At 75.0% G+C, this 24,016-nt stretch carries 18 protein-coding genes; 9 read left to right on the top strand and 9 right to left on the bottom strand.

What is annotated here, in order from left to right; translation table 11 throughout:
* Positions 1-174 precede the first annotated feature (174 nt).
* The 4 genes from FH609_RS18920 (at position 175) to FH609_RS18905 (ending at position 6,471) form a co-directional block, all read left to right on the top strand.
* Positions 175-2,700, top strand: a complete 2,526-nt coding sequence (locus FH609_RS18920; protein ID WP_139669594.1) for a SulP family inorganic anion transporter — start codon at positions 175-177, stop codon at positions 2,698-2,700.
* 206 nt (positions 2,701-2,906) lie between these two features.
* Positions 2,907-4,868, top strand: a complete 1,962-nt coding sequence (gene acs, locus FH609_RS18915; RefSeq protein WP_139669592.1) for an acetate--CoA ligase — start codon at positions 2,907-2,909, stop codon at positions 4,866-4,868.
* Positions 4,869-5,065: 197 nt separating this feature from the next.
* Positions 5,066-5,539, top strand: coding sequence for a phage holin family protein (locus FH609_RS18910; RefSeq protein ID WP_139669589.1), 474 nt, complete (start codon positions 5,066-5,068; stop codon positions 5,537-5,539).
* Positions 5,536-6,471 (top strand): alpha/beta fold hydrolase, encoded by a 936-nt coding sequence (locus tag FH609_RS18905; protein ID WP_139669587.1) that lies wholly within the window; start codon positions 5,536-5,538, stop codon positions 6,469-6,471. The genes FH609_RS18910 and FH609_RS18905 overlap by 4 nt, the downstream gene beginning before the upstream one ends.
* Positions 6,472-6,910: 439 nt before the next feature.
* Here FH609_RS18905 and FH609_RS18895 read toward each other — a convergent pair whose 3' ends face one another.
* The 3 genes from FH609_RS18895 to nth all read right to left on the bottom strand — a co-directional run bounded on the left by FH609_RS18895 (position 6,911) and on the right by nth (position 9,825).
* A complete protein-coding gene (locus FH609_RS18895) occupies positions 6,911-8,098 on the bottom strand; it encodes a MarP family serine protease (protein WP_139669583.1) in 1,188 nt (395 codons plus the stop codon).
* A gap of 31 nt (positions 8,099-8,129) precedes the next feature.
* The gene (locus tag FH609_RS18890) at positions 8,130-8,756 is read right to left on the bottom strand and encodes an NUDIX hydrolase (RefSeq protein WP_226961820.1); all 627 of its coding nucleotides are present in this window, start codon (positions 8,754-8,756) and stop codon (positions 8,130-8,132) included.
* A 313-nt stretch (positions 8,757-9,069) separates the two neighbouring features.
* Positions 9,070-9,825, bottom strand: a complete 756-nt coding sequence (gene nth, locus FH609_RS18885; RefSeq protein ID WP_139669886.1) for an endonuclease III — start codon at positions 9,823-9,825, stop codon at positions 9,070-9,072.
* A gap of 389 nt (positions 9,826-10,214) precedes the next feature.
* Between nth and FH609_RS18880 the strand changes: the two genes are divergently transcribed.
* Positions 10,215-10,889 carry a Crp/Fnr family transcriptional regulator gene (locus tag FH609_RS18880; protein WP_122184417.1) on the top strand — a complete coding sequence of 225 codons (675 nt, stop codon included), beginning with the start codon at positions 10,215-10,217 and terminating at the stop codon, positions 10,887-10,889.
* Between the two features lie 647 nt (positions 10,890-11,536).
* Here the strand turns inward: FH609_RS18880 and FH609_RS18870 are convergent.
* Together FH609_RS18870 and FH609_RS18865 are read right to left on the bottom strand one after the other, a co-directional pair.
* Positions 11,537-12,361, bottom strand: a complete 825-nt coding sequence (locus FH609_RS18870) for an MBL fold metallo-hydrolase (protein WP_139669579.1) — start codon at positions 12,359-12,361, stop codon at positions 11,537-11,539.
* A complete protein-coding gene (locus FH609_RS18865; RefSeq protein ID WP_139669577.1) occupies positions 12,358-13,254 on the bottom strand; it encodes an NUDIX hydrolase in 897 nt (298 codons plus the stop codon). Before FH609_RS18865 ends, FH609_RS18870 begins: the two co-directional genes overlap by 4 nt.
* A gap of 95 nt (positions 13,255-13,349) precedes the next feature.
* Between FH609_RS18865 and FH609_RS18860 the strand changes: the two genes are divergently transcribed.
* Together FH609_RS18860 and FH609_RS18855 are read left to right on the top strand one after the other, a co-directional pair.
* On the top strand, positions 13,350-13,982 hold the full coding sequence (locus FH609_RS18860; protein WP_139669884.1) for an HAD family hydrolase: 633 nt from the start codon (positions 13,350-13,352) through the stop codon (positions 13,980-13,982).
* A gap of 106 nt (positions 13,983-14,088) precedes the next feature.
* Positions 14,089-16,278 (top strand): nuclease-related domain-containing DEAD/DEAH box helicase, encoded by a 2,190-nt coding sequence (locus tag FH609_RS18855; protein WP_139669576.1) that lies wholly within the window; start codon positions 14,089-14,091, stop codon positions 16,276-16,278.
* Between the two features lie 665 nt (positions 16,279-16,943).
* Here FH609_RS18855 and FH609_RS18850 read toward each other — a convergent pair.
* From FH609_RS18850 to FH609_RS18840, 3 genes are all read right to left on the bottom strand, one after another.
* Entirely contained in the window at positions 16,944-18,062 is a 1,119-nt protein-coding gene (locus tag FH609_RS18850; protein ID WP_139669574.1) for a potassium channel family protein, read from the bottom strand.
* Complete coding sequence (locus FH609_RS18845) at positions 18,059-19,321, bottom strand: molybdopterin molybdotransferase MoeA (protein ID WP_405379033.1); 1,263 nt, start codon at positions 19,319-19,321, stop codon at positions 18,059-18,061. Before FH609_RS18845 ends, FH609_RS18850 begins: the two co-directional genes overlap by 4 nt.
* A 656-nt stretch (positions 19,322-19,977) precedes the next feature.
* Positions 19,978-20,850, bottom strand: a complete 873-nt coding sequence (locus FH609_RS18840; RefSeq protein WP_139669570.1) for an NTP transferase domain-containing protein — start codon at positions 20,848-20,850, stop codon at positions 19,978-19,980.
* Positions 20,851-21,194: 344 nt separating this feature from the next.
* Between FH609_RS18840 and FH609_RS18835 the strand changes: the two genes are divergently transcribed.
* Both FH609_RS18835 and FH609_RS18830 read left to right on the top strand, forming a co-directional pair.
* A complete protein-coding gene (locus FH609_RS18835) occupies positions 21,195-21,671 on the top strand; it encodes an Lrp/AsnC family transcriptional regulator (protein WP_139669568.1) in 477 nt (158 codons plus the stop codon).
* A 114-nt stretch (positions 21,672-21,785) separates the two neighbouring features.
* A complete protein-coding gene (locus FH609_RS18830) occupies positions 21,786-22,400 on the top strand; it encodes a dihydrofolate reductase family protein (RefSeq protein ID WP_139669566.1) in 615 nt (204 codons plus the stop codon).
* On the opposite strand, the gene FH609_RS18825 is transcribed toward FH609_RS18830, so the two are convergent.
* On the bottom strand, positions 22,352-23,719 hold the full coding sequence (locus FH609_RS18825) for a nitric oxide synthase oxygenase (RefSeq protein WP_139669564.1): 1,368 nt from the start codon (positions 23,717-23,719) through the stop codon (positions 22,352-22,354). The genes FH609_RS18830 and FH609_RS18825 overlap by 49 nt on opposite strands.
* Positions 23,720-24,016 lie beyond the last annotated feature (297 nt).

The following is a 24,016-nucleotide window of genomic DNA, read 5'->3' as shown; positions in this document are numbered from 1 at the left end:
TATGACAAGCGGTTCCCATGACTTTTTCGCTCCTTCGGATTAATTGCGGGGCCAAACGGGGTCTGCCCCTCGTACAGACCTTTGCGCTCCATTACTCTTCGTTTACCAAGCCTTGAGAAAGGCCATAACTCCTGTAACTCCGGGGTTTTCGCCCCTCACGGACGGAGACGGAAGATGTCCGCCTGCGCCCCCACTCCCGATTCGACCCAGCCCGAGCCGTCGTCCCCCTCGGTCTCCTCAGGACCCTCGGGTCGCTCAGGTCCCCCGGACCCCTCGTCGGCCACCCCCGCCGCAGCCCGAACGCCCCCGCCGGCCGGAGCCGGCGCTGACCCGGGTCCGGCGGAGCGCCGTCGCGCCGACCTGTCCGCCTCGATCTCGGTCTTCCTGATCGCCCTGCCGCTCTCCCTCGGCATCGCGCTGGCCACCGGGGCGCCGCTCCAGGCGGGGCTCGTGGCGGCGGCGGTCGGCGGCATCGTGGTGGGGCTGCTGGGCGGTGCGCCGCTCCAGGTCAGCGGTCCCGCCGCCGGCCTCACGGTGGTCACGGCCGACCTCATCCAGCAGTACGGCTGGCGCACCACCTGCGCCATCACGGCCCTCGCCGGCCTCGCGCAACTCGGGCTCTCGGCGCTCCGGGTGGCCAGATCCGCGCTGATGGTCAGCCCGGCGATCGTGCACGGGATGCTGGCGGGCATCGGGGCCACCATCGCCCTCTCCCAGCTGCACATCGTGCTCGGCGGCGAGCCGGAGAGTTCGGCGCTGGACAATCTCGCGGACCTGCCGGGCCAGTTGGCCGATCCGCAGTTGGCCTCGCTCTGGGTCGGCGGGCTGACGGTGGCGGTGCTGCTGCTCTGGCCCCGGCTGCCGGGACGCTCGGGCGGCCTGGTCCGGCGGGCGGCGCCGGCCGCGCTCGCCGCCGTGGTGCTGGCGACGTTCCTCTCCTGGGCGCTGTCCCTGGGGGTGCCCCGGGTCGACCTCCCCTCCTGGAGCAGCCACGCGCTGCCGGAGCTGCCGGACGGGCCGGTGCTGGGCCTCTTCGCCGCCGTGCTCACGATCACGCTGGTGGCGAGCGTCGAGTCGCTGCTGTCGGCGGTCGCCGTCGACAAGCTGGCGGCGGCCAGGCAGCGGGCCGGCGGGCCCCGGGTGCCGCGCGCCGACCTCGACCGCGAGCTGCGCGGGCAGGGCGTGGCCAACCTGGTCTCCGGCTCCCTCGGCGGGCTGCCGGTGACGGGCGTGGCGGTGCGCAGCTCGGCCAACGTGGCGGCGGGGGCGGTCAGTCGGCGCTCGACGGTCCTGCACGGCTGCTGGGTGCTGCTGGCGACGGGCCTGCTGGTGGGGCTGCTGGAGCTGATCCCGCTCGGCGCCCTGGCGGCGCTGGTGATGGTGGTCGGGGTGCAGATGGTCAACATCACCCACATCCGCAGCGTGACCCGGCACCGCGAGGTCGCGGTCTATGTGGCCACGGCGGTCGGGGTCACGGTCTTCGGGGTGTTGGAGGGGGTGGGGATCGGCATCCTCGCGGCGGTGGCGGTCGCGCTGCACCGGCTGACCCACACCGGGATCAGTCACGAGCGGCTGCCCGACGGCACCCATCGGGTGCGGGTGCGGGGGCAGTTGACCTTCCTCTCGGTGCCCCGGCTGTCCCGGGTGCTCGGGCAGGTCCCGGAGAGGGCGAGGGTCTCGGTCGAGCTGGAGGGCACCTTCGTCGACCACGCCGCCTACGAGACGCTGCACGACTGGCGGGCGGCGCACCAGGCCCAGGGCGGAACGGTGGAACTGCCGGGCGGGCTCGGGCGCTCCGGGAGCAAGGTCGCCGCGCCGCACCGCTGCCATCCCTGGCACTCCTGGCGGAACCACCGGGACGTCGCCTGCGAGACGGCGCCGGCCGACGGCTCCCCGGCGCCGGTCGCCCTGGCCGATCCGCTCCTCGGCGGGTTGCGCGCCTTCCAGAGCACCACCGCGCCCATGGTGCGGGAGGAGTTGGCCCGCCTGGCCCGCGAGGGGCAACGGCCCGGGCAGCTCTTTCTGACCTGCGCCGACTCCCGGCTGGTCACCAGCATGATCACCTCAAGCGGCCCGGGCGACCTCTTCACCGTGCGGAACATCGGGAACCTGGTGCCGCCGCCCGGCACCGAGTCGGGCGACGACTCGGTGGGGGCCGCCATCGAGTACGCGCTGACGGAGTTGGGCGTCACCACCATCACGGTCTGCGGCCACTCGGGATGCGGGGCGATGCGGGCCCTGCGGTCGGCGGACCGGGAGCGGGGCGGGCTGCCCGAGGGTCCCCTCGGGCGTTGGCTGCTCCATGCCAGGCCCAGCCTGGAGCGGCTGCGGCAGGACCCGAGGCCCCGGCTCGACGAGGACAGCCGCCGCCTCGACGAGGACAGCCCCCGGCTCGACGGCGACGGCGACGGCGGCGCGGCTGGCGGCTCCGAGGCCGGGGAGTTGGAGGCGCTCTGTCTGGCCAATGTCGTGCAGCAGTTGGACCATCTCGCCAAGCACCCGTGGGTGGCCCAGCGGTTGGCTGAGGGCACGGTCGAGCTGCGGGGGATGTACTTCCACGTGGGGCAGGCCCAGGCGTATGTGCTGGATCGGGAGCGAGGGCGGCCACCGGTCTTCACGGCGGTGCGGCCCGAGCGCGCGGAGGGGGTGGTGGGCGTGCCGGCGAGCGGCCGGGCGGAGCCCGTTCGTCGCAGCGGTTGACCGTTCGTCGCACTGGGTTCGAATGGCCTTGTCAAAGCAGGGTGGGACTGATGGGGTGTGCTCTGGGACACAACTGACGCCGCGAGGGTGACTGTCTTTGTGCGATGGGCGCTTGGCCGTCGGTCCTGGCCGACTCGTTCGCCAGCGTCACCCCCGGCGGCGGTGACAGCGACCGCTCAGCGTGGCGGGGCGAACAAGGAGGCGTTGTGAGTAACGAGAGCCTGGCCAACCTCATGACGGAAACCCGGAGGTTCGCACCCCCGGCCGAGGTGGTGGCGGGAGCCAATGTGACCGCCGCAGCCTACGAGGCGGCGGCCGAGGACCGGCTGGGTTACTGGGCGGAGCAGGCTCGTCGGCTGAGTTGGGAGCGGGAGCCGACCGAGACGCTGGACTGGTCCAATCCCCCCTTCGCCAAGTGGTTCGCCGACGGCAGGCTGAACGTCGCCTACAACTGCGTGGACCGCCATGTCGAGGCCGGCAACGGCGATCGGGTGGCCATCCACTTCGAGGGCGAGCCGGGCGACTCCCGGGCGATCACCTATGCCGAGTTGCAGCGCGAGGTCTCCCAGGCGGCCAACGCGCTGGGCGAGTTGGGGGTGGCGACGGGCGACCGGGTGGCGATCTACATGCCGATGATCCCCGAGGCCGTGATCGCGATGCTGGCCTGCGCCCGGATCGGCGCCCCGCACTCGGTGGTCTTCGGCGCGTTCTCCGCCGACGCGTTGGCCACCCGCATCGAGGACGCGGACGCCCGCGTGGTGATCACCGCCGACGGCGGCTACCGCAGGGGCGCGCCGTCCGCGCTCAAGCCGGCCGTGGACGAGGCCCTGACCCGGCCGGGCGCGGCCAACGTGCGCAACGTGCTGGTGGTGCGCCGCACCGGGCAGGACATTCCGTGGACGTCGGGCCGCGACGTGTGGTGGCACGAGGCGGTCGGCCGGCAGTCGACGGAGCACACCCCCGAGGCGTTCGACGCCGAGCACCCGCTCTTCATCCTCTACACCTCGGGCACCACCGGGAAGCCGAAGGGCATCCTGCACACCACCGGCGGCTACCTCACCCAGGTCGCCTACACCCACCACGCGGTCTTCGACCTCAAGCCGGAGACCGACGTCTACTGGTGCACCGCCGACATCGGCTGGGTCACCGGCCACTCCTACATCGTCTACGGCCCGCTGGCCAACGGCGCCACCGAGGTGCTCTACGAGGGCACCCCCAACACCCCGCACAACGGCCGCTGGTGGGAGATCGTCGAGAAGTACGGCGTCACCCTGCTGTACACCGCGCCCACCGCGATCCGCACCTGTATGAAGTGGGGCGACGACATCCCGGCCCGGTTCGACCTGTCCAGCCTGCGCATCCTGGGCTCGGTCGGGGAGCCGATCAACCCCGAGGCGTGGATCTGGTACCGCAAGCACATCGGCGGGGACCGGACCCCCGTGGTCGACACCTGGTGGCAGACCGAGACCGGGGCGATGATGATCAGCCCGCTGCCGGGGGTGACGTTGGCCAAGCCGGGTTCGGCGCAGACCCCGCTGCCCGGGATCAGCGCCACGGTGGTGGACGACGACGGGAACGAGGTGGCCAACGGCTCCGGCGGCTATCTGACGTTGACCGAGCCGTGGCCGTCGATGCTGCGCACGATCTGGGGCGACGACCAGCGGTTCCTCGACACCTACTGGTCCCGGTTCGAGGGCCGGTACTTCGCCGGGGACGGTGCCAAGAAGGACGAGGACGGCGACATCTGGCTGCTGGGCCGGGTCGACGACGTGATGCTGGTCTCCGGCCACAACATCTCGACCACCGAGGTGGAGTCCGCGCTGGTGAGCCACCCCCGGATCGCCGAGGCGGCCGTGGTCGGGGCCACCGATCCGCAGACGACGCAGGCGATCTGCGCGTTCGTCATCCTGCGCGGCGGGGCGCCGCAGGAGGAGGGGCTGGTCGAGGAGCTGCGGGCGCATGTCTCGAAGGAGTTGGGGCCGATCGCCAAGCCGAAGCGGATTCTCGCGGTGGAGGAGCTGCCCAAGACCCGCTCCGGCAAGATCATGCGCCGGCTGCTGAGGGATGTCGCGGAGAACCGCGAGCTGGGCGATGTCACCACGCTCACCGACCCGGCGGTGATGGACCTGATCCAGACCAAGCTGCCCTCCGCGCCCTCGGAGGACTGAGGCGGTAGCAGAACCGAGCCCGGCGCCCGGCGGCGGTGGGAGCATTCAGGGGCGCCCGATCGTTGATCGGGCGCCCCTATACCATCTGTGGCATCCCTCCCAAGGGCGACGAGGTGTCGCGACGGGCGCACCGCCCAGGCAGCACTACTGTCACGTGCACCTACCGCAACCACGCCAGGAGAGAAAGTGAGAACGCGATGAGCGCAGCCGACGAGGGGCGCAGCCTCGGAGAGTTGGTCGCGTCGGCGACCAGCGAACTGTCCGGTCTGGTGCACGACGAGATCGCCCTCGCCAAGGCGGAGATCCGACAGGACGTCAAACGTGCCCTGTTCGGGAGCGTCGCGGGTGTGATCGCGGCCGGTCTTGTCGTTTTCGCCGTGCCACTGTTGAGCTTCGCGCTCGCGTTCTGGCTGCGGAACTGGTGGGACCTCCCGCTGGCGGTCGCCTGCGTGATCGTCGCCGGCCTCTATCTGGTGCTGGCGCTGGCCCTGGCGCTGTGGGCGAAGCGGAAGCTGGGGAAGATCTCGCCGCCGGAGCGGTCGATCCGTTCCGCCAAGGAGTCCGCGACCCTCCTCTCCCACGCCAAGCCGCGCCCGCGCGAGAACGCCCCGAACGGGAGCGCGCAGCACGAGCGCGCGGTGGCCGGCGATCACGCCGGCTCCTCCGCATGAACAACGCCGACAGCTCAGGGATGCGGTCCTCGGTCGTCCTCCAGGAGGGCCCGTGGACGCATCGCGATGTCGCGGCCAACGGCGCACGGTTCCATATCGTCGAGGCGGGCGAGGGGCCGCTGGTCCTGTTGCTGCACGGGTTCCCCCAGTTCTGGTGGACCTGGCGGCACCAGTTGACGGCCCTGGCGGACGCGGGGTTCCGGGCCGTGGCCATGGACCTGCGGGGGATCGGCGGCAGCGACCGCACCCCGCGCGGCTATGACCCGGCGAACCTGGCGCTCGACGTCACCGGGGTGATCCGTTCCCTGGGCGAGCCGGATGCCGCGCTGGTCGGCCACGACCTGGGCGGCTATCTGGCGTGGACGGCCGCCGTGATGCGGCCCAAGCTGGTGCGGCGGCTGGCGGTCTCCTCGATGCCGCACCCGAGGAGTTGGCGGGCGGCGCTGCTGCGCGACCCGAGGCAGACGGCGGCCAGCCGCTATGTCTGGGGGTTCCAGCGGCCCTGGCTGCCGGAGCGGCAGCTGGTCGCCGACGACGGCGCGCTGGTGGGGCGGCTGCTCCGCGACTGGTCCGGGCCGCGTCAGCCGGAGCCCGCCGATGTGCTGGTGTATCAGCAGGCGATGTGTGTGCCGTCGACGGCGCACTGCGCCGTCGAGCCCTACCGCTGGCTGGTGCGGTCCATCGCCCGGCCGGACGGCATCCAGTTCAACCGGCGGATGAAGCGGCCGGTGCTGGTGCCCACGCTGCACCTGCACGGTTCGCTCGATCCGGTGCTGCGCACCCGCAGTTCGGCCGGCTCCGGCGAGTATGTCGAGGCGCCGTACCGCTGGCGGCTGTTCGACGGGCTGGGGCACTTCCCGCACGAGGAGGACCCGGCCGCGTTCAGCACCGAGCTGATCGACTGGCTGCGGGACCCGGAGCCCGACCGCTGAGCGCTGGGCGTTCGTTCGCCCGCCATCCAGTCACGGCCCGTCACCGTTGCCGACGGTGAGCGGCGGGCGCGGGTTGACGGAGCGTCGGCCGGGTCGGCCCGGTTGGCAACTGCCAGGCGCATAGGCCGACGGACTTCGCGCACTTGAGGTTACTGACCTTGGACCCCGGGCAGGGACGTGTTATGGGCTGGACGCACGAATCCCGTGACGTGGCACGTGAACCAAGCGGCAATGGGGCCGCCACCCGGACGCGAGGCGCCGCTCGCGGCTTCCCGGGGGGCCCGTTGCCCGACTCGGCGATCAGATTTCCCGATATCCTCCGCCGCCGTGCGCGCTGGGTGAGCGTGCGCCTGCGGCATCCGCGCGGCTGAGCCCCACGCGCTCCGCGCCAAACCTCGCTCCCTTCTCGCACCACACCCCCACGCGGTACGGACGGCCGTCATGCCGGCGCGCAGCGCCCGGTGTGCACCGGCCGCTCCGCGGCGAGCCCTCGGGCGGCCACCTCCCTGACCTCGTCCAGGGTCAGCGCGTACCCCGTGCTGCCCTCGTCGAGGGAACGGGCGAAGACCACGCCGAGCACCTCGCCGCGCGGTGACAGCAGCGGGCCGCCGGAGTTGCCCGGGCGAATGGTGGTGTGGAGGGAGTACACGTCCCGACTGACGGTGTCGGTGCGGTAGATGTCCGGGCCCCGCGCCCGGTAGCGGTCCCGGACGCGGGCCGGCACGGCCTGGTAGGGCCCGCTCTCCGGGAACCCGACGACGACGGCGCCGTCCCCGGAGACCGCGTCGTGCCCGCTGAACGGGAGGGCCGGCGCCGGCAGTCCCGGCACGTCCAGCACGGCGATGTCGCGCGCCGGGTCGAAGAGCACCACGCTGCCGGGGAACGACTCCCCCAGGCCGCCGATCCGCACCAGCGGCGCGCCGACCCCGCCGACGACATGCGCGTTGGTCAGCACCTTCCCGTTCGCGAACACGAAGCCGGTGCCTTCGAGGGTGCGCCCGCAGCCGGGCGCCGAGCCCTCGATCCGGACCACCGAGCGCCACGCCTCGCGCAGCGCGGGCGCGTCGACCAGTTCGGGGTCGGGCGGCGGGACCCGGGTGACGGGTTCGGTGCCGATGGGGGCGGCCAGGCCGCGCGGCCCGTCGGGCGCCAGCAGGGTGCTCAGCTCCCCCGCCCAGGAGTCGGCGTCGGCGGGCAGCGCCCGGGAGACGCCGAACAGGACGCGGGAGGAACGGAGTTCGCGGCCGAGCGCGCCCGAGGTGACCATCGTGAGGGCCGAGCCGAGCAGCCAGGCGACCAGCAGCAGCGCCAGCGCGTGGATCAGGGCGCCGCCGGCGGCGTCGAGGGCGCGGGCCGGCGGCCAGGTGACGAGCGCCCGCAGCCGGACGCCGAGCAGGGTGGCGAGCGCCTGGCCGAGGACGGCGGCCGAACCGACCAGCAGCAGGCCGACGGTGGCTCCCGCCGCGCCGATCCCGCCGGGCCACAGCAGCGGGAGGGCGCGGGCGGCGAACAGGGCGCCGAGCAGCAGCCCGACCGCGGAGCAGAGGCCGAGGAGCAGCCCCCTGCGGTAGCCGACCACCGCGAGCGAGCCGGCGCCCAGCAGCAGCGCGACGTCGAGGACGTTCACCCGGTCACGTTCTCACGCGGCCGGGGGCGGCTCACGCCGAGTGGTCCAACGGGAGCAGCCGTTCGGTGTCCCAGGGGCGTTCCCAACCGCCGTAGTGCAGCAGCCGGTCGATCACGCCGGCGGTGAAGCCCCAGACCAGGGTGTCGGCGACGTCGAAGCAGGGGCTACGGAAGCCGCTGGGGTGGAGCGCGGTGCCCCGGCGGTCGGGGTCGGCCAGCTCGGCGAGGGGCACGGTGAAGACGCGGGCGGTCTCGGCCGGGTCCTGCGGGGCGACCGGGGTGGGCTTGCGCCACCAGGCCAGCACCGGGGAGACCACGAAGCGGCTGACCGGGATGTAGAGCCGGGGCAGCGTTGCGAAGATCCGCACCCCCGCCGGGTCGAGGCCGGTCTCCTCCTCGGCCTCGCGCAGCGCGGCCCGCCAGGGCCCGGCGCCCTCCGGGTCGCCGTCCTCCGGGTCCAACGCGCCGCCGGGGAATGAGGCCTGCCCGGCGTGTTGGCGCAGGCTGCTGGCGCGTTCCAGCAGCAGCAGCTCGGGGCCGCTGCCGCCCTCGCCGAAGAGGACCAGCACGGCGGAGGGGCGGCCGCCGGCGGGCGGCGGCAGGATGTCGCTGAGCTGGGCGGGCTCGATGGTGCGGGCCGCCGTGGCGAGCGGGCGCAGCCAGCCGGGAAGGTCCTCAGGGGCGGCCGGGCCCGCCGGCCGCTGGGCGCCGGCGCCCGCCGGCCTCGCGCCGGTGCTGGTGCTGGTGCTGGTGCTGGTGCTGGCCGAGGGTGCCGAACGCGCCGGGTCCTGGCGGCCGTTGGGGTCCGCCGCGTGCGAGGTGGGGTCCCGACGGGCCTCGGCGGCGCTCGGGCCGGGATCGGCGTCATGCGGGCTGGTCATCTTCAGGATGGCTCCCTGGGCGGAGGTCGGTGGTGCGGGGCGGCCGGACGGTGCGGGCGCTTCCGGCGGGGCCGGCCGGGGCGGCGCGTCGTCAGCCGTCCGCGCGGGCGCCCAGGGGAGGGGCGGGGCGGCCCGGGTAGTCGGACGGGGGCTTCAGCCGCTGCCCCGGCTGGCCGCCCATCTCGTACTTGAGCAGCGCGCGCGCCTTCTCCGGGTCGGTCTCGCCCTCGCCGTACGCCGGGCAGAGGTGGGCGATCGGGCAGGCGCCGCAGGCCGGCTTCCGCGCGTGGCAGATGCGGCGGCCGTGGAAGATCACCCGGTGCGAGAGGGTCGTCCAGTCCTTCCGGGGAAAGATCTCGGCCACTTCGGCCTCGATCTTCACCGGGTCCTCCTGCTCGGTCCACCGCCAGCGGCGGACCAGCCGCTGGAAGTGCGTGTCCACGGTGATGCCCGGGCGGTCGAAGGCGTTCCCCAACACGACATGGGCCGTCTTGCGTCCCACGCCCGGGAGGGTCACCAGATCCTCCAGGCGGCCGGGGACCTCGCCGTCGAAGCGGTCGCGCAGCTCGGTGGAGAGCCCGATCAGGGACCTGGCCTTGTTACGGAAGAAGCCCGTCGGGCGGATCAGCTCCTCCAGCACCGCCGGGTCGGCCGCCGCCAGGTCCTCGGGGGTGGGGTAGGCGGCGAAGAGCTTGGGGGTGGTCTGGTTGACCCGCAGGTCGGTGGTCTGGGCGGAGAGCACGGTGGCGACCAGCAGCTGGAACGGGTTCTCGAAGTCCAGCTCGGGGTGGGCGTAGTAGTAGACCTCGCCGAGGGCCCGGTAGATCTTCCGCGCCCGGCGCACCATGGCCAGCCGGCTCTCGCCCGCCGCCCCGGCGGCGGGGCGGCCGGCCCGCGACGGGCTCACCCGCCCGGCCCCGGCCCGTTCGCCCTGAGCGGAATCCTGACGTGCGTTCACCCGGGTGGCCCTCACTTTCTCCCACGCCACCGCACGCGCGCCCCGCGCCCGCTGGCCACTCGGCCAGCGTAAACGGGCGGGCTGACATTCGCCCTTCCCCCGGCGAATTCACCCACCGAACGGGGCCCTGCCGTGGGCCGGTACGCACCGGTGCGTCAGACTTGTACCCGCTGGCCAGGCCGGGACATCCGGCATGATGAGAGGGTCAAAGCGTCCCCCGGGTTCCGGCCGGGGGGCTGGAGACCACCGGCCCTCGCGGCCGACAAGGAGAGGAACCCGTGGACGACGTACTGCGGCGTGCCCCGCTCTTCGCGGCACTCGACGACGAGCAGGCCGCCGAGCTGCGCGCTTCCATGACCGAGGCCACGCTCGCCCGTGGCGACACCCTCTTCCACGAGGGGGACCCGGGCGACCGGCTCTATGTCGTCACCGAGGGCAAGGTGAAGCTGCACCGCACCTCGCCCGACGGCCGGGAGAACATGCTGGCCGTCCTCGGCCCCGGCGAGCTGATCGGCGAGCTGTCGCTCTTCGACCCGGGCCCGCGCACCGCCACCGCGACCGCCGTCACGGAGGTCCGGCTGCTGGGCCTCGGCCACGGGGACCTCCAGCCGTGGCTCAGCGCCCGCCCCGAGGTCGCCGCGGCACTGCTGCGCGCGGTGGCCCGCCGGCTGCGGCGCACCAACGACAGCATGTCCGACCTGGTCTTCTCCGATGTGCCCGGCCGGGTGGCCAAGGCGCTGCTGGATCTCTCGCGGCGCTTCGGTGTGCAGTCGGAGGAGGGCATCCACGTGGTGCACGACCTGACCCAGGAGGAGCTGGCCCAACTGGTCGGCGCCTCGCGGGAGACGGTCAACAAGGCGCTGGCCGACTTCGCGGCGCGCGGTTGGCTGCGCCTTGAGGCGCGCGCGGTGATCCTCCTGGATATCGAACGGTTGGCTCGCAGGTCTCGTTAACGCGGGCCGCTACGCGCTGGCGTTTCGGGGAGAGCGCCGAGGCCGCTGCGCGGCCCGGCGCTCGGTGTCGCGACGCCGTCGCGGGGCGGGGCGCCCGCTGAGTGGCCGCGCTGCGCGGGCCGGCGGTGCCGGGTGGTTGGCGAACGGCGCCGAGGGCGGCCGGGGCCGGCCGGCGGGCGTGGTCCTCGGCGAGCGCCCCGAGGCAGGGTGGACGACGGGAGACCCAACTGGTCCTCGGCGTGGCCGGTATGAAGAACAGGTCGGCATCGGCGGCGACCTCCCGTGGCGGGTACGCGTTCCGGTTGACCTGGTATCGGCTCTCGCCGAGCCAACGGGCGCCCGGGCTCAGCGAGTTGAGCACCGCCGCCCAGCCGCCCCGGCCGACACGGTCGGTTTTGGCGACCAGGTCGGCCTGGAGGACGCGCCGCCGGCGTTCCCAGTCGGGTCGGACGGTCTCCTCCCGGATGTGCGTCAGGAGCGCGGTCGCCCGCTCGGGCGGGTCGTCCCGTTCGAGGAGGCCGGGGAGCGGGCCTCGGCGGCAGACCCTGAGGTTGTCTCGCGCCTCGCCGGGCCGGCCGCGCGCACCCCGCCCACTGTCTCCTCGCAGCTCTCCCCCTCGCGGGAGGTAGGGCGGCGGGCGGGGGTGGTCAGCGGTCGGTGAGGTAGTCGAGTTGGGCGCGGACGGAGAGTTCGGCGGCGAAGCGGACGGCGGGGGGAACGTCGGCGTAGACCTCGGCGACGATCTGCGGCGCCGTGGTCAGGCCGCGTTGGACGGCCGCCTCGACCTGGGCGAGGCGTTCGGCGCGGTGCGCGAGGTAGTGGTCGAGGACGCCCTGGGCGTCGGCCAGGACCGGGCCGTGGCCGGGGAGGACGGTGTGGGCGCCCGCGTCGCCCTCGGTGAGGGAACGGAGCCGGCGCAGCGAGTCCAGGTAGGCGCCGAGTTGGCCGTCCGGGTGGGCGACCACGGTGGTGCCCCGGCCCAGGACGGTGTCGCCGGTCAACAGGGCGGCGTCGGCCGGGAGATGGAACGAGAACGAGTCGCGGGTGTGGCCCGGGGTGGCGACGACGCGGAGTTCGAGGCCGCCGGTGGTAACGACGTCGCCGTCGGTGAGTCCCTCGTCGCCGAGCCGCAGCGCGGGGTCGAGGGCGCGGACCGGGGCGCCGGTGAGTTCGGCGAGGCGGGCGGCGCCCGCCGAGTGGTCGGCGTGGCCGTGGGTGATCAGCAGCAGGGCGATGCGGCGGCCCTGAGCGGCGACGGCGTCGCGCACGGCGGTGAGGTGGGCCTCGTCGAGCGGGCCCGGGTCGACGACGACGGCCTCGGTGGCGTCGGGTTCGGCGATGATCCAGGTGTTGGTGCCGTCCAGGGTCATCGGGGAGGGGTTGGGCGCCAGCACGCAGCTGGCGCGTTCGGTGATCCGGCCGCTGGGGGCGGCTCCGCTGGGGCGCCCGGGGGGCGTCGAGGCTCCGGTCAACGTTCCCTCACGTTCCTCGGCTGTCCTGAACCTGTCCTGACGTGCGGGGTGCGGGGTGCGCGCTGCTCGAACTCGCGGTGTCCCGGCCAGCTCAGCACGACCTCGTCGTCGACCAGTGTCGCGCGGGCGATCACCGGTGTCAGGTCGTTGCCGGCGGCGCCGGCGAGCGCCTCGGCGGTGGTGCGGTGCGGCAGGAGCTGGCGCAGGGTGGCGACGGTGGGCGGCATCATCGCCCGTTCGCCCCGCTGGTAGCCGGCGAGGGCCTCGGCCGGGGAGAGCCAGGCGACGTGGTCGGCCTCGGTGGACGCGTTCCGGCCGCGCTGCCCGGGCGGCAGCGCGGCGGCGAAGAACCAGGTGTCGTAGCGCCGGCTCTCGAACTCCGGGGTGATCCACCGCGCCCAGGGCCGCAGCAGGTCGCCGCGCGGCAGCAGGGCGCGGCGGGCGAGGAACGCGCTGAACGACAGCTCGCGGGCGACCAGGGCGCGGCGGTCGGCCTCCCAGTCCTCGCCGGTGACGTCGGCGACCAGGCCGCCGGGGTCGGGGCCGGCGAGCAACACGCCGGCCTCCTCGAAGAGTTCGCGGAGCGCGGCGAGGACGACGGCGTTGGCGGGGAGCGGTGCCCGGGCGTCGGCCTCGGCCTCGGGGGTGCCGTCGCGCGGGTCGACGGCGCCGCCGGGGTAGGCGTGGGCGCCGCCGGCGAACGCCATGGAGCGGCGGCGGCGCAGCAGGAACACCTCAAGGCCGGCGTCCCCGTCGCGCAGCAGCAGCACGGTGGCGGCCGGCCGGGCGGGCGCGGGCGTCAGCTCGCCCCGGGCGAGGGCGCGTATCCGGTCGGGCCAGTCGGGCGGGAACCACCGGCCCGGGGCGGGGCTGCCGCCGCTGTTCGTTCCCATGGCGGGGATGCTACGCGCCGGGCGGGTAGAGCAGGAGGGGACGGCGGCGCGCACGCGGCGCGGGTCGCGCGGAGAAGGGGAGGCGAGGCGTGGTGGTGGAGCGGCGGTTCCGGGGGCTGGTGTTGGACTTCGGCGGGGTGCTGACGACCGGGGTGCGGGAGTCCACGACGGCGTGGTGCGCGGCGCACGGGCTGCCGCCCGACGCCTGGCGGCGCGCGCTGGAGGAACACCCCGAAGGGCGGTTGCTCTACCGGGAGTTGGAGGCCGGGCGGCTCTCCCAACAGGAGTGGAACGCGGGGATGGCCGCGCTGCTCGGGGTGCCGGCCGAGGACCTGATGGGGCGGGCCTGGGCCGGCGTTCGGCCGGCGGCGCGGATGGTGGCGCTGGCGCGGCGGGCGCGCGAGTCCGGGCTCGCGGTGGCGTTGCTCTCCAACAGCTTCGGCCTCGACCCCTACGACCCGTACGGCCGGCTCGGGGTGTGGGAGTTGTTCGACGTGGCGGTGATATCGGAGCGGGAGGGGCTGGCCAAGCCGGAGCCGGAGATCTACCGGCGGGTGGTGGAACGGCTCGGGCTGCCGGGCGCGGCGTGCGTGTTCGTGGACGACCTGGCTGCGAACCTGGCGCCGGCCGAGGCGCTGGGGATGGCGACGGTGCTGGCCACGGACGAGGCGAGCACGGTGGACCGGGTGACCGCGCTGCTGAACGGGGGCACCTCGCTGGGCCGTTGAGCCCGGGCGGGCGTGGCCGCGACGGTGCGCTGTGCCTCGGTCGCTCAGCGTCGTAGGATCGACCCGCCACGGGGAGGGTTCGCGCCACGACGGAGGGGATTCGGCCATGGCCGCTGGGAACTCGGCCGCGCGGCGGGCGCAACAGGCCCGGCGTCAGGAGCGGTTGCTGCGGGAGCAGTTGCGGGCGGCGGGCGCGGAGGCGCGCCGCTGGGAGGCGGCCAGCGAGGGCGAACGGCGGGTCGCCGCGCAGCTGTTGGCGTTCACCGAGCGCGGCTGGCGGCTGCTCGTTGACCGGCGCTGGCCGGGCACCAGGGCGGCCAACGTGGACATGCTGCTGGTCGGCCAGGGCGGCGTCTTCGTGCTGGACGTGAAGAACTGGCGGGCCGCGCCCGAGGTGCGCGGCGACGCGCTGTGGGCGGGCGGCCAGCCCAGGGACGAGCACGCGCGGAAGCTGGCGCGGGTGACCGGGGTGGCCGAGGGCGCGCTGGTCGCGCTGGGGCTGTCGCCGGTGGCGGTGCGCCCGTTGATGGTGTTCGCCGGGCACCGGTTCGCGGCGCGGCTCGGCCCGATCGACCTGCTGGGCGAGGCGGAGTTGGCGCCGTACCTGTGGCGGCAGGGCAAGCGGCTGCCGCCGGCGCGGGTGCGGGCGGTGGCGGAGCGGCTGGCCGAGGTCTTCCCCGCGTACCGGCCGGCCGCCGTCTCGGAGCCGGCCCGGCGGCGCGCGGCGGCGCCCGGGCCGGGCGGGCCGGGCGGGCCGGCGGTCGGCTCGGCGGGCGCGGACGAGGCGCTCGGGCTGTTCGACGTGGCGGCGGTGCGGGACGCGGCGCTGGCGGACGCGCTGGCCGCGCCGATCGAGCGGTGGATGACGTTCCTCCACTCCGACCAGGCGTCGCTGGTGCGGCGCGACTGGGCCGGCCCGGCGCGGATCAGCGGCCCGGCCGGCACCGGCAAGACGGTGGTGGCGCTGCACCGGGCGGCGCGGCTGGCGCGGTCCACGAACGGGCGGCTGCTCTATGTCACGTTCGCCAACAACCTGCCCCGGGTGCAGCGGACGTTCCTGCGCACGCTGGCGCCGTCGGTGGCCGACCGGGTGGAGTTCTCCAGCCTGCACGCCTGGGCCGGCGAGTATCTGCGCGCGCGGGGCGTCGCGGTCAACCTGCGGGGCGACGCGGCGGAGGCGGCGTTCGGCAAGGCGTGGTTCGAGGTCGGGCGGCACGGGCGGCTGCCGGAGATCGACCGCTCGCCGCAGTACTGGCGGGACGAGATCCACCATGTGATCAAGGGGCGCGGGCTGACCGGCTTCGAGCAGTACGCGACGGTGCGCCGGCTCCGGCGCAGGACCGCCCTGCGGCGGGCGGACCGGGAGGCGGTCTGGGAACTGTACGAGGCGTACGAGCGGCGCCGCGCGGAGCGTGGGCTGCACGACTTCAACGACGTGCTGGCGATGGCGCTGGAGCGGGTGCGCGGGGGCGCGCCGGCGGCCGGCGCGGCAGGCACGGCAGGCACGGCAGGCACGGCAGGGGAACGGCCCTACCGGGCGGTGGTCGTGGACGAGGTACAGGACCTGACGCTGGTCGGGGTGCGGCTGCTGCACGCGCTGGTCGGCGACGCGCCCAACGGGCTGCTGCTGGTGGGCGACGGCCAACAGGCGGTCTACCCGGGCGGGTTCCGGCTGGCGGAGGCCGGCGTGGACATCAGGGGCGACCGGGCGCAGGTGCTGCGCCGCAACTACCGCAACGGGCACGAGATCCTGCGGGCGGCGATGGCGGTGGTGGCGGACGACACGTTCGAGGACATCGACGGGGAACGGACCCCCGGCCGCCGCGAGGTGGACCTGGAGTACCGGGACGGCGCCGTGGTGCGCGTGGTGGCGCCGAGCCCCGGGGAGCAGGACCGCGAACTGCTGGACGCGCTGCGTGCGTTGACGCCGGACGAGTTGGCGGACGCGGCGCTGCTCTGCGCGTCGAAGCGGGCGATCGACCACTACCAGCGGCTCCTGGCCCGGGCCGGGGTGCCGGTCTGCCCGCTGGAGGGGTACGCGGGGAGCGCCGTTCCGGGGGTGAAGCTGGGCAGCTACCGGCGGGCGAAGGGGTTGGAGTTCAAGCGGGTGTTCCTGCCGCACCACGACGAGGGAACCGTCCCGGCGGGGGACGGCGAGCCGTCGGACGCCGACCGCGAACGGGCGGAGCTGGCACGCGGCCAGCTGTTCGTGGCGATGACCCGCGCGCGGGACCTGCTGTGGCTCGGCTCGGTGAAGGGGACGGCGGCCCCGCCGAGGGTGGCTCCGCCGGGGTGACCGGGGGCCGGGTCCGCCGAGGGCCGGTGCGGTGAACGGGCTCTGCGCCCGTCGGCACTCGAGCCACGCGCCGAGCGCAGGGGTCGCGCGGGCCGCCCGGGGTGAACGGAGAGCGGCCCCCGCCGGGGGCCGCTGGGATGAACGGAGGGACCGCGCCCCGGCGTTCAACGCTCGCGCGCCCGGCGCGGCGACACCGGGGCAACCTCGCCCAGGAGCGGAAGCGGCTGCGGCAGGGCCGCTGTGCCGGAAACAGCCGCGCCGGTGAGGCGAACGGGCGGATGCCCCCGGCGTTCAACGCCCACGCGCCCGGCGACACGGACGCCCCGCCGCAGAACGGCCCCGCCAGGGGCGCCCCGCCGGGGCGGATCAGCGGACAGACGGGGTGAACAGGCGGGAGACGGCCCGGCGTTCAACACCCGCACCGCCGGCGCCGGAAACGACTCGCGGCAGGACGGCACCGCCAGGAACAACGGCCGGTGAGGTGAACGAGCCGGTGCCGCCGCCCCGGCGTTCAACGTCCGCTCGTGCGGCGAAGGAGGCGGCCACGCCCCGAGCCCCGCGCCAGCGGCACCAAGCGCTCGCGCGCGCAACGCGAGAATGGCCCCGCCAGGGGCACCCCGCCGGGGCGCCCGCCCGGGACGTCCCCGAAAGCCCAGCGGCAGCGTCTAGCGGCGCGGGATGCGCCAGGAGCCGGGGCCCTTCTCCTGGTGGCGGCGCGGCATGTGGTGTTCCTCCTCGGGCGTGACCCGGTGGATCACCACCAGCCGGTCGGTCAGCTCCAGGGTGGCCACGTCCGGGTCGTCGAAGGGCAGCAGCCGGTGGCCGCGTATCACGGAGACCACCAGGTCGGCGCTCTCGCGCGGCGAGCGCCCCGCCTCCTCGCTGGTGACGGGCCGCTCCTTGAGGGAGAGGCCCTTGCCGTGCTGGATCAGGTCCTCCATGACCGAGCCCGAGCTGGGGCTGATCATGGACAGGCCGAGCAGCCGGCCGACGGCGCTGGCGCTGGTGATCACGGAGTCGGCGCCGGACTGGCGGAGCAGCGGGACGTTCTCCTGTTCCCGCACCGAGGCGACGATCCGCACCTGCTTGCTGAGCTGGCGCGCGGTGAGCGCCACCAGCACGGCGGTGTCGTCGCGTTGGGTGGCGATCACCACCTGCCGGGCGCGGTCGGCGCGGGCCCGCACCAGCACGTCGCTGCGGGTGGCGTCGCCGACGACGCCGGCGAAGCCGAGGGCGTTGGCCGACTCGACGACGGCGGCGTCGGGGTCGACCACCACGATCTGGTCCTGGCTCAGCCCGCCGCTGATCAGCGTCTCCGCCGCCGAACGGCCCTTGGTGCCGAAGCCCACGATGACGGTGTGGTCGCGCAAGTGCTTCCTCCAGTAGGCGAGCCGCCACTGATCGCGGGTGCGTTCCGTGAGCACCTCAAGGGTGGTGCCGACCAGGATGATCAGGAACGCGACCCGCAGCGGGGTGATGCAGAAGGTCGTCATCAGCCGCGCCCCGTCGGAGGCGGGAACGACGTCCCCGTAGCCGGTGGTGGAGAGCGAGACGGTGACGTAGTAGAGGACGTCGGTGAAGCTGACCTCGGAGTCGTGGTTGTCGTGGTAGCCGCGCCGGTCGAGCCAGACCAGCACCACCGCCAACGCCATCACGCCGGTGGCCAGCATGAGGCGGCGGGCCACCTGGACCAGGGGTCCCGCGGCGTAGCGCGGGAGCGAGACGCCGGGGGAACGGTCCTGGTAGGTGGGCCGGTCGGCGGAGGGAGAGCTGGGAAGTCTCATGCCTGTGGGAGGTCGAGGAGGCGCACGGGGGTGTGGGCCTCGGCGCCTCCGGGCGGGATAACCGCCAGGGCTGACGCGGCGGCGATGCCACGCAGCATGGCCGGGCCAGCGTAGCTCAACGGGCGGACCTCGGCGGGGTCGGCGTCGGAAGCCAGCACGGGGACGAGTCGGGTGTCCCGGGGATGGCCGGTGACGCGTTCGGTGAGGCGGGCGGCGCGCTCGGCCGGCGGCGGGCGGTCGGTGAGCGCGCGCAGCACCGGCGCGGCCAGGGTGAGCAGGCCGGAGACGGCGGCCAGCGGGTTGCCCGGCAGGCCGACGAGGGGGGTGCCGTCGGGGAGTTCGGCGAGCAGCATCGGGTGTCCAGGGCGGACGGCGACGCCGGTGATCAGCGGCTGGGCGCCCAGCTCGTGCAGCACCCGGCGCAGCAGGTCGACGGGCCCGGCGGCCGTCGATCCCGTGGTGACGACGAGGTCGGCGCGGGTGGTGGCGACGGCCTCGGCGAGCGCCTCGACGTCGTCGCCGAGCCGGCGGGTGACCAGCACCCGGGCGCCGAGCGCGGCGAGCCAGGGCCCGACCATCGGGCCGAGCGCGTCGCGCACCCGGCCGTCGTGGGGCAGGCCACGGAAGAGGAGTTCGTCGCCGAGGACCAGCACCTCGGCGCGCGGCCTGGGGCGCACCGCGAGTTGGTCGTAGCCGGCGGCGGCCGCCAGGCCGAGCGCGGCGGGGGTCAGGGGGGCGGCGGTCGGCAGGAGTTCGGTGCCGCTGCGGCACTCCTGGCCCCGGGGGCGGATGTCGGCGCCGGGCTCGGGGGTGTGGCCGGTGAGCCGGCCCCGGTCGACGGTGCCGCGCTCGGCGCGGAGCACGGCGGTCGCGCCCTCCGGGACGCGGGCGCCGGTGGCGATGGGGACGGCCCGGCCGTCGGCGAGCGGGGCGGCGAGCGGGCCGCCGGCCAACGCGGGCGGGCCGTCGACCAGCCGCCAGGGGCCGGGGCCGGCGACGGCCCAGCCGTCCATGGCGGAAGTGTCGAACGCGGGCAGGTCGGTGAGCGCGGTCAACGGGGAGGCCAGCGCGTGGCCGAGGGTGTGCTCCAACGGGAGCCGACGCGGCACGATCGGCCGGAACGCCCGGTACGCCACCGTGCGGGCCTCCGCCCAGGCCGGTTCGGCGCGGGGGGCGCGGCCCTGGGGGCCGGGAGCGGCGGAGCCCTGCGGGGCGGCGGCGTCGGAGTCCTGCGGGGACGGGCCCCGCCCCGGGGGCACCCGGCCGCCGGCGTTCCCGGGGACCCGGCCGCCGTGACCGTCCTCCCCACCGGACGGGTTCCCGCCGGGGGCAACGGGCTCCCGCCCGCCGGGGCCCCAACTCCCCCTGCCGTTTACCGACCCGTCGACCCCGCCGGGCGGGCGCCCCGGCGGGCCGGGAGCGCCCAGGTCCTGCGCGGCCTCGGCGGGGCCCCGGCCGCCCGGGCCCCAACTCCGCCCGCCGTCCACCGATCCGGGCCCGCCGGGCGCGTGGGGCTCGGCAGCCGCGCCGGGCGCGCGGCCCCCCTCACGAAACGGGCCGGCGGAGCCGAAGCCGGCGAAGCCCCGCCCGGAGGGGGCATGTCCACCGCCAGCACCGGCGCCCCCGGGAACCCGTTCCCCGGCAACGCCCTCCCGCCCCGGCCGGTCCTCACCACCGGCCCCCGGCGAGCCAGCACGCCACCGGTCGCCGCCACCACCGTCACGGGACTCACCCCGGCCAGGGCTCCCGCTCCCCTCCCCGCCCGCCGTCGGCGGGGGCTCGTCGTGGACGGACAGCTCCCCGTCGAAGGGGTCCGGGCCCCCAGGGCCCGGACGCCCAGGGGCCGAGGCCCCCCGGCCCGAGGGCCCGCCCGAGGGCCCGTTGGCGAGGGCCAGCGCGTCGTCGAAGTCGTCGGTCACGAACGCGCCCCGGGCTCCGGCTCGGCCCGTTCCCGCGCCCAGTCCTCGGCCAGGGCCGCGATCCGGGCGGCGGCCTCGGCCGGGGGCAGCCCGGTGCGGCCGGCCGCATAGCCGATGAGAAAGGTGGTCAACGGGGCCGCCGGGCGGGCGACGCCGTGCGCGGCGTCGCGGGCCGCGTCCAGCAGCGCCGTGGTGTCCACGTCGAGTTCCACGTCGAGTTCCGTCTTGACCGCCGCGATCCATTCCTCAAGCACCACCCCATGGTGGCCGATCCTGGCGCGGGCGGCCGCGATGTCCGGCCAGGTGTCGCAGTCGAGCGCGGCCGGCCCCGGCAGCCGGCGCGGCCTGAGCCGGCCGAGCAGGGCGCGCAGCGGGCGGCCGGCCAGGGGCTCGGGGCCGAGTTCGGCGAGGGCGGCGCGGAGCGCGTCCGTGCGGTATACGGCGGTCAGCGGCTGGTCGCGGCCTTCGGCGTCGACGAGCAGCGCGCCGTCCGCCTCGGGCGGCAGCCCGGCGACCAGCGCGGGCAGCGTGTCCGGGTCGAGGAACGGCAGGTCGGCGGCGAGCACCGCGACCAGTGGGCCGGTGGTGAGCGCGAGCCCGGCCGCGAGGGCGGGCAACGGGCCGCCGCCCGGCGGGTGTTCGCGGGTCCAGCGGACCGGGCGCGCGGTGCGTCGGGGCGGCCCGACCACCACCGGGTCGGGCCAGCCGGCCGGACAGGCGGCCAGCACCCGGTCAAGCAGGGCGCGCCCGCCCACGCGCACGGCCGGCTTGTCGATCCCGCCGAGCCGGCGGGCCGCGCCGCCCGCGAGCACCACGACATCGGCCGGCGGCACCACGAGTGTCGGCGGGGGCGGCGGGAGGGTCGTCATGCGCGTCAACGGTAGCGGCGGCGTCGCGGTCCCGGCCCCGCCCGGGGCCGGCGCCGGAGACGCCGGGCCCCGGGGCGGGGCCGCCACAGGGGCCGCCGGCCCGCCTGGGGCCGGGCGGGCGGGTGGGGGCCGGCCTCGCTGTGGGGGAAGGTCGACGCCCTGGCCCAGGGCCCGCGCGCCGACCGGGTTCGTGCCGAACGCGACCGCGACGTTCCGTGGTGCGTTCCCTACCGATTGTTCGAACCGGTCGGCGATCTGGCTAGCCGTGTGGAGGCCCTGTGGACAGTCGGCCGCATTTGCCGTGATATGGGGGCAGGACGTCCAGGGAGGGGAGGCTCACGGGGATGCCGGAGGACCAGTTGCCCAGCGGGGGCGAACGGCCGCTCGACGCCATCGACGAGGCGATACTGCGGCTGCTGCGGAACGACGGCCGGGCCTCGGTCCGTTCGGTCGCGGAGCGGGTGCACATCTCGCGGGCCAACGCCTACGCGCGGATCAACCGCCTCGTCGAGACCCAGGTGATCCGGGGCTTCACCGCGCGGATCGACCACGAGCGGGCCGGCCAGGGCACCTGCGCCTATGTGACGTTGAAGATCGTCCAGGACAGCTGGCGGACCGTGCGGGAGCAGCTGGCCGGGCTGCCGGGGGCGGCGCACATCGCGCTGGTCAGCGGGGACTTCGATGTGCTGCTGCTGGTGCACACCTCCGACAACCGGCAGCTGAGGGAGCTGGTGCTGACCCGCATCCAGGCCATTCCGGAGGTGCTCTCGACCCGCACGCTTCTGGTCTTCGAGGAGACCGACCTGCTGCCCGAGCCGTGAGGCGGCGGACTCGGCACCGGGCCCTCCGGCGGCGGCGCCCGGGTAGCGCCGCGCGCGGGGAGGGGTGACGGTGGTCGAGAGGGAGGGCGTCGCGTGGGCGAAGGAGCGCTGGCCATGAAACTCACCCTGACCCAGTTCGTCTCGCTGGACGGCGTGGTGCAGGGCCCTGGCGGGCCCAACGAGGACACCAGCGACGGCTTCACCCGGGGCGGCTGGGTCGTCCCCTACGCGGACGAGGCGATGGGGCGGCTGGTGTCGGGCTGGTTCGGCTCGGCCGACGCCTTTCTGCTGGGCCGGCGCACCTATGAGATCTTCGCCGCGCACTGGCCGCTGATCAGCGACCCGAACGACATCGTCGCGGTGCGGCTGAACGGCCGGCCCAAGTATGTGGCGTCGGGCCGGCTGAAGACCCCGTCCTGGCAGGGCACCAGCGTGCTGTCCGGCGATGTGGTCACCGAGGTGGCCGCGTTGAAGGAACGGAAGGGCCGGGAGCTCCAGATGCACGGCAGCGGCGGGCTGGCCCAGACGCTGCTGCGCGAGGGGCTGGTCGACGAGCTGCGGCTGCTGACGTTCCCGGTGGTGCTGGGCGGCGGGCGGCGGCTGTTCCCCGAGGGTTCGCCGCCGCGCGCCCTGCGGCTGACCGGCACGGAGAGCACCCCGACCGGCGTGGTGGTGCAGGTCTACGAGCCGGCGGGCGAGCTGACGACCGGTTCGTTCGAGCTGAGCTGAGCGTCGTCGGGCACGTCGCGCGCGTCGGGCACGTCAGGGGCGTCAGGCGCGTCAGGCGCGTCGGCCGGGGGAACGTCGGGGGCCCCGTGGGGCACCGGGCAGCGGCCCTCGGCGCGGGCCCTGGCGTCGTCGTCGAGGAAGAAGTTGGGCTTCAACTCGTCCTCGTCGTAGTAGCGGTGGAAGACGGGCGTGATCCCGCCGGAGAGCGGCGGGACGATCCAGCTCCAGTCGGTGGGGGCCGGCCGGCCCAGGCTCTCCTCGCGTTCCACATGGGTGAGGAAGTGGCGGGAGGCGGTGTGGTGGTCGGTGATCTTGACGCCGGCCCGCTCGAAGGACTGGAGCACCGCGACGTTCAGCTCCACCAGGGCTCGGTCCCGCCACAGGGTGGTCTCGCTGCTGGTGTCGAGGCCGAGCAGGTCGGCCACCACGGGCAGCAGGTCGTAGCGGTCGGCGTCGACGAGGTTGCGGGCGCCGATCTCGGTGCCCATGTACCAGCCGTTGAACGGTGCCAGCGGGTAGTTGACGCCGCCGATCGACATCCGCATGTGGGAGATCGCCGGGACCGCGTACCAGCGCAGGTCCAGCGCGTCGAAGCCGGGCACGTCGGGGTGGGTGATGGGCACCTCCAACACATCCTCGGGCGGCACCTCGTAGAGCCGGGGCCGGTCGTCGGGCACCTCGACCACCAGCGGCAGGATGTCGTGCGGCCCGCCCTTCGGCTGCCAGCCGAGCCGGCGCACCACGTCGGTGAACGGCACCTGGGCCGGGTCGCCCACCACCTCGCCGCTCGGTGAGCGGTGGCCGGCGTAGCGGATCAACTGGCTGTTCCAGAGCCTGGGTCCCGGCCGCTGCGGCGTGTCGGGCGCGAAGACGGAGATCACCGGCCGGATGCGGCCCCCGTTGGTGGCGATCCGCAGATGGTCCAGCAGGTGGCGGTGGATCTCGTCGGGGGTGGTGGCCGCGCGGCGGTCGAGGATCTTGAGGCTGCGCCAGTAGAGGCGGCCGTTGCAGCGCGCGGTGTTGCGCCAGGCGATCTTGCAGCCGAACTCCAGCTCGGGCGTGGTGTGCCGGTAGCTGCCGGTGCGGTCGATCTCCTCGCGGACCCGCGCCAGGCGGGTGGCCAGCGGGACCGGCTGCCCGGGCTCCTCGTGGTGGAACTGGCGCAGGAACTCCTCGACCTCGCCCCAGTCGGGCGGCCGCCGGTCGGGCGCGGCGCCGGGGTCGTCGGCGGCGTCAACGGGCACGGCGGCGTGGGCGGTCTCAACGGCGGCGGTGGGTGCGGCGGTGGTGGCTGGGCAACGTGCACGGTCGTGCGTCATGGGCTCCCCGGTCATCGGCGACATGTGCGTCATCTCCCGCGCCGGATCACAGTAGTTGACCGCCCTACCGACGGGTTCGACGCGCGTGGCGGTTCGCGGGGGCCGGTGACCGAAAAGCGCGCGGTAAAACGCTCGGCCTGCCCCGGAATGCGGCGCACAATGCCGCGAATCGGGGCCGAACAACCGGAAGTACCGGCCGAGTTGGGGCCGTTCTTCGCCACCGGTGGGAGGGGGTGCGGGCGCGTCGGCCGCCCGTTCGACGGGTGAGCGACGGGTGGGTGCCGCGCTCTGGCCCAA

Origin of the sequence: Streptomyces sp. 3MP-14, from assembly GCF_006334905.2 — a bacterium.
Taxonomy (GTDB): Bacteria; Actinomycetota; Actinomycetes; order Streptomycetales; family Streptomycetaceae; genus Streptomyces; species Streptomyces triticirhizae.
This window is presented reverse-complemented; position numbering and strand designations above follow the sequence as displayed.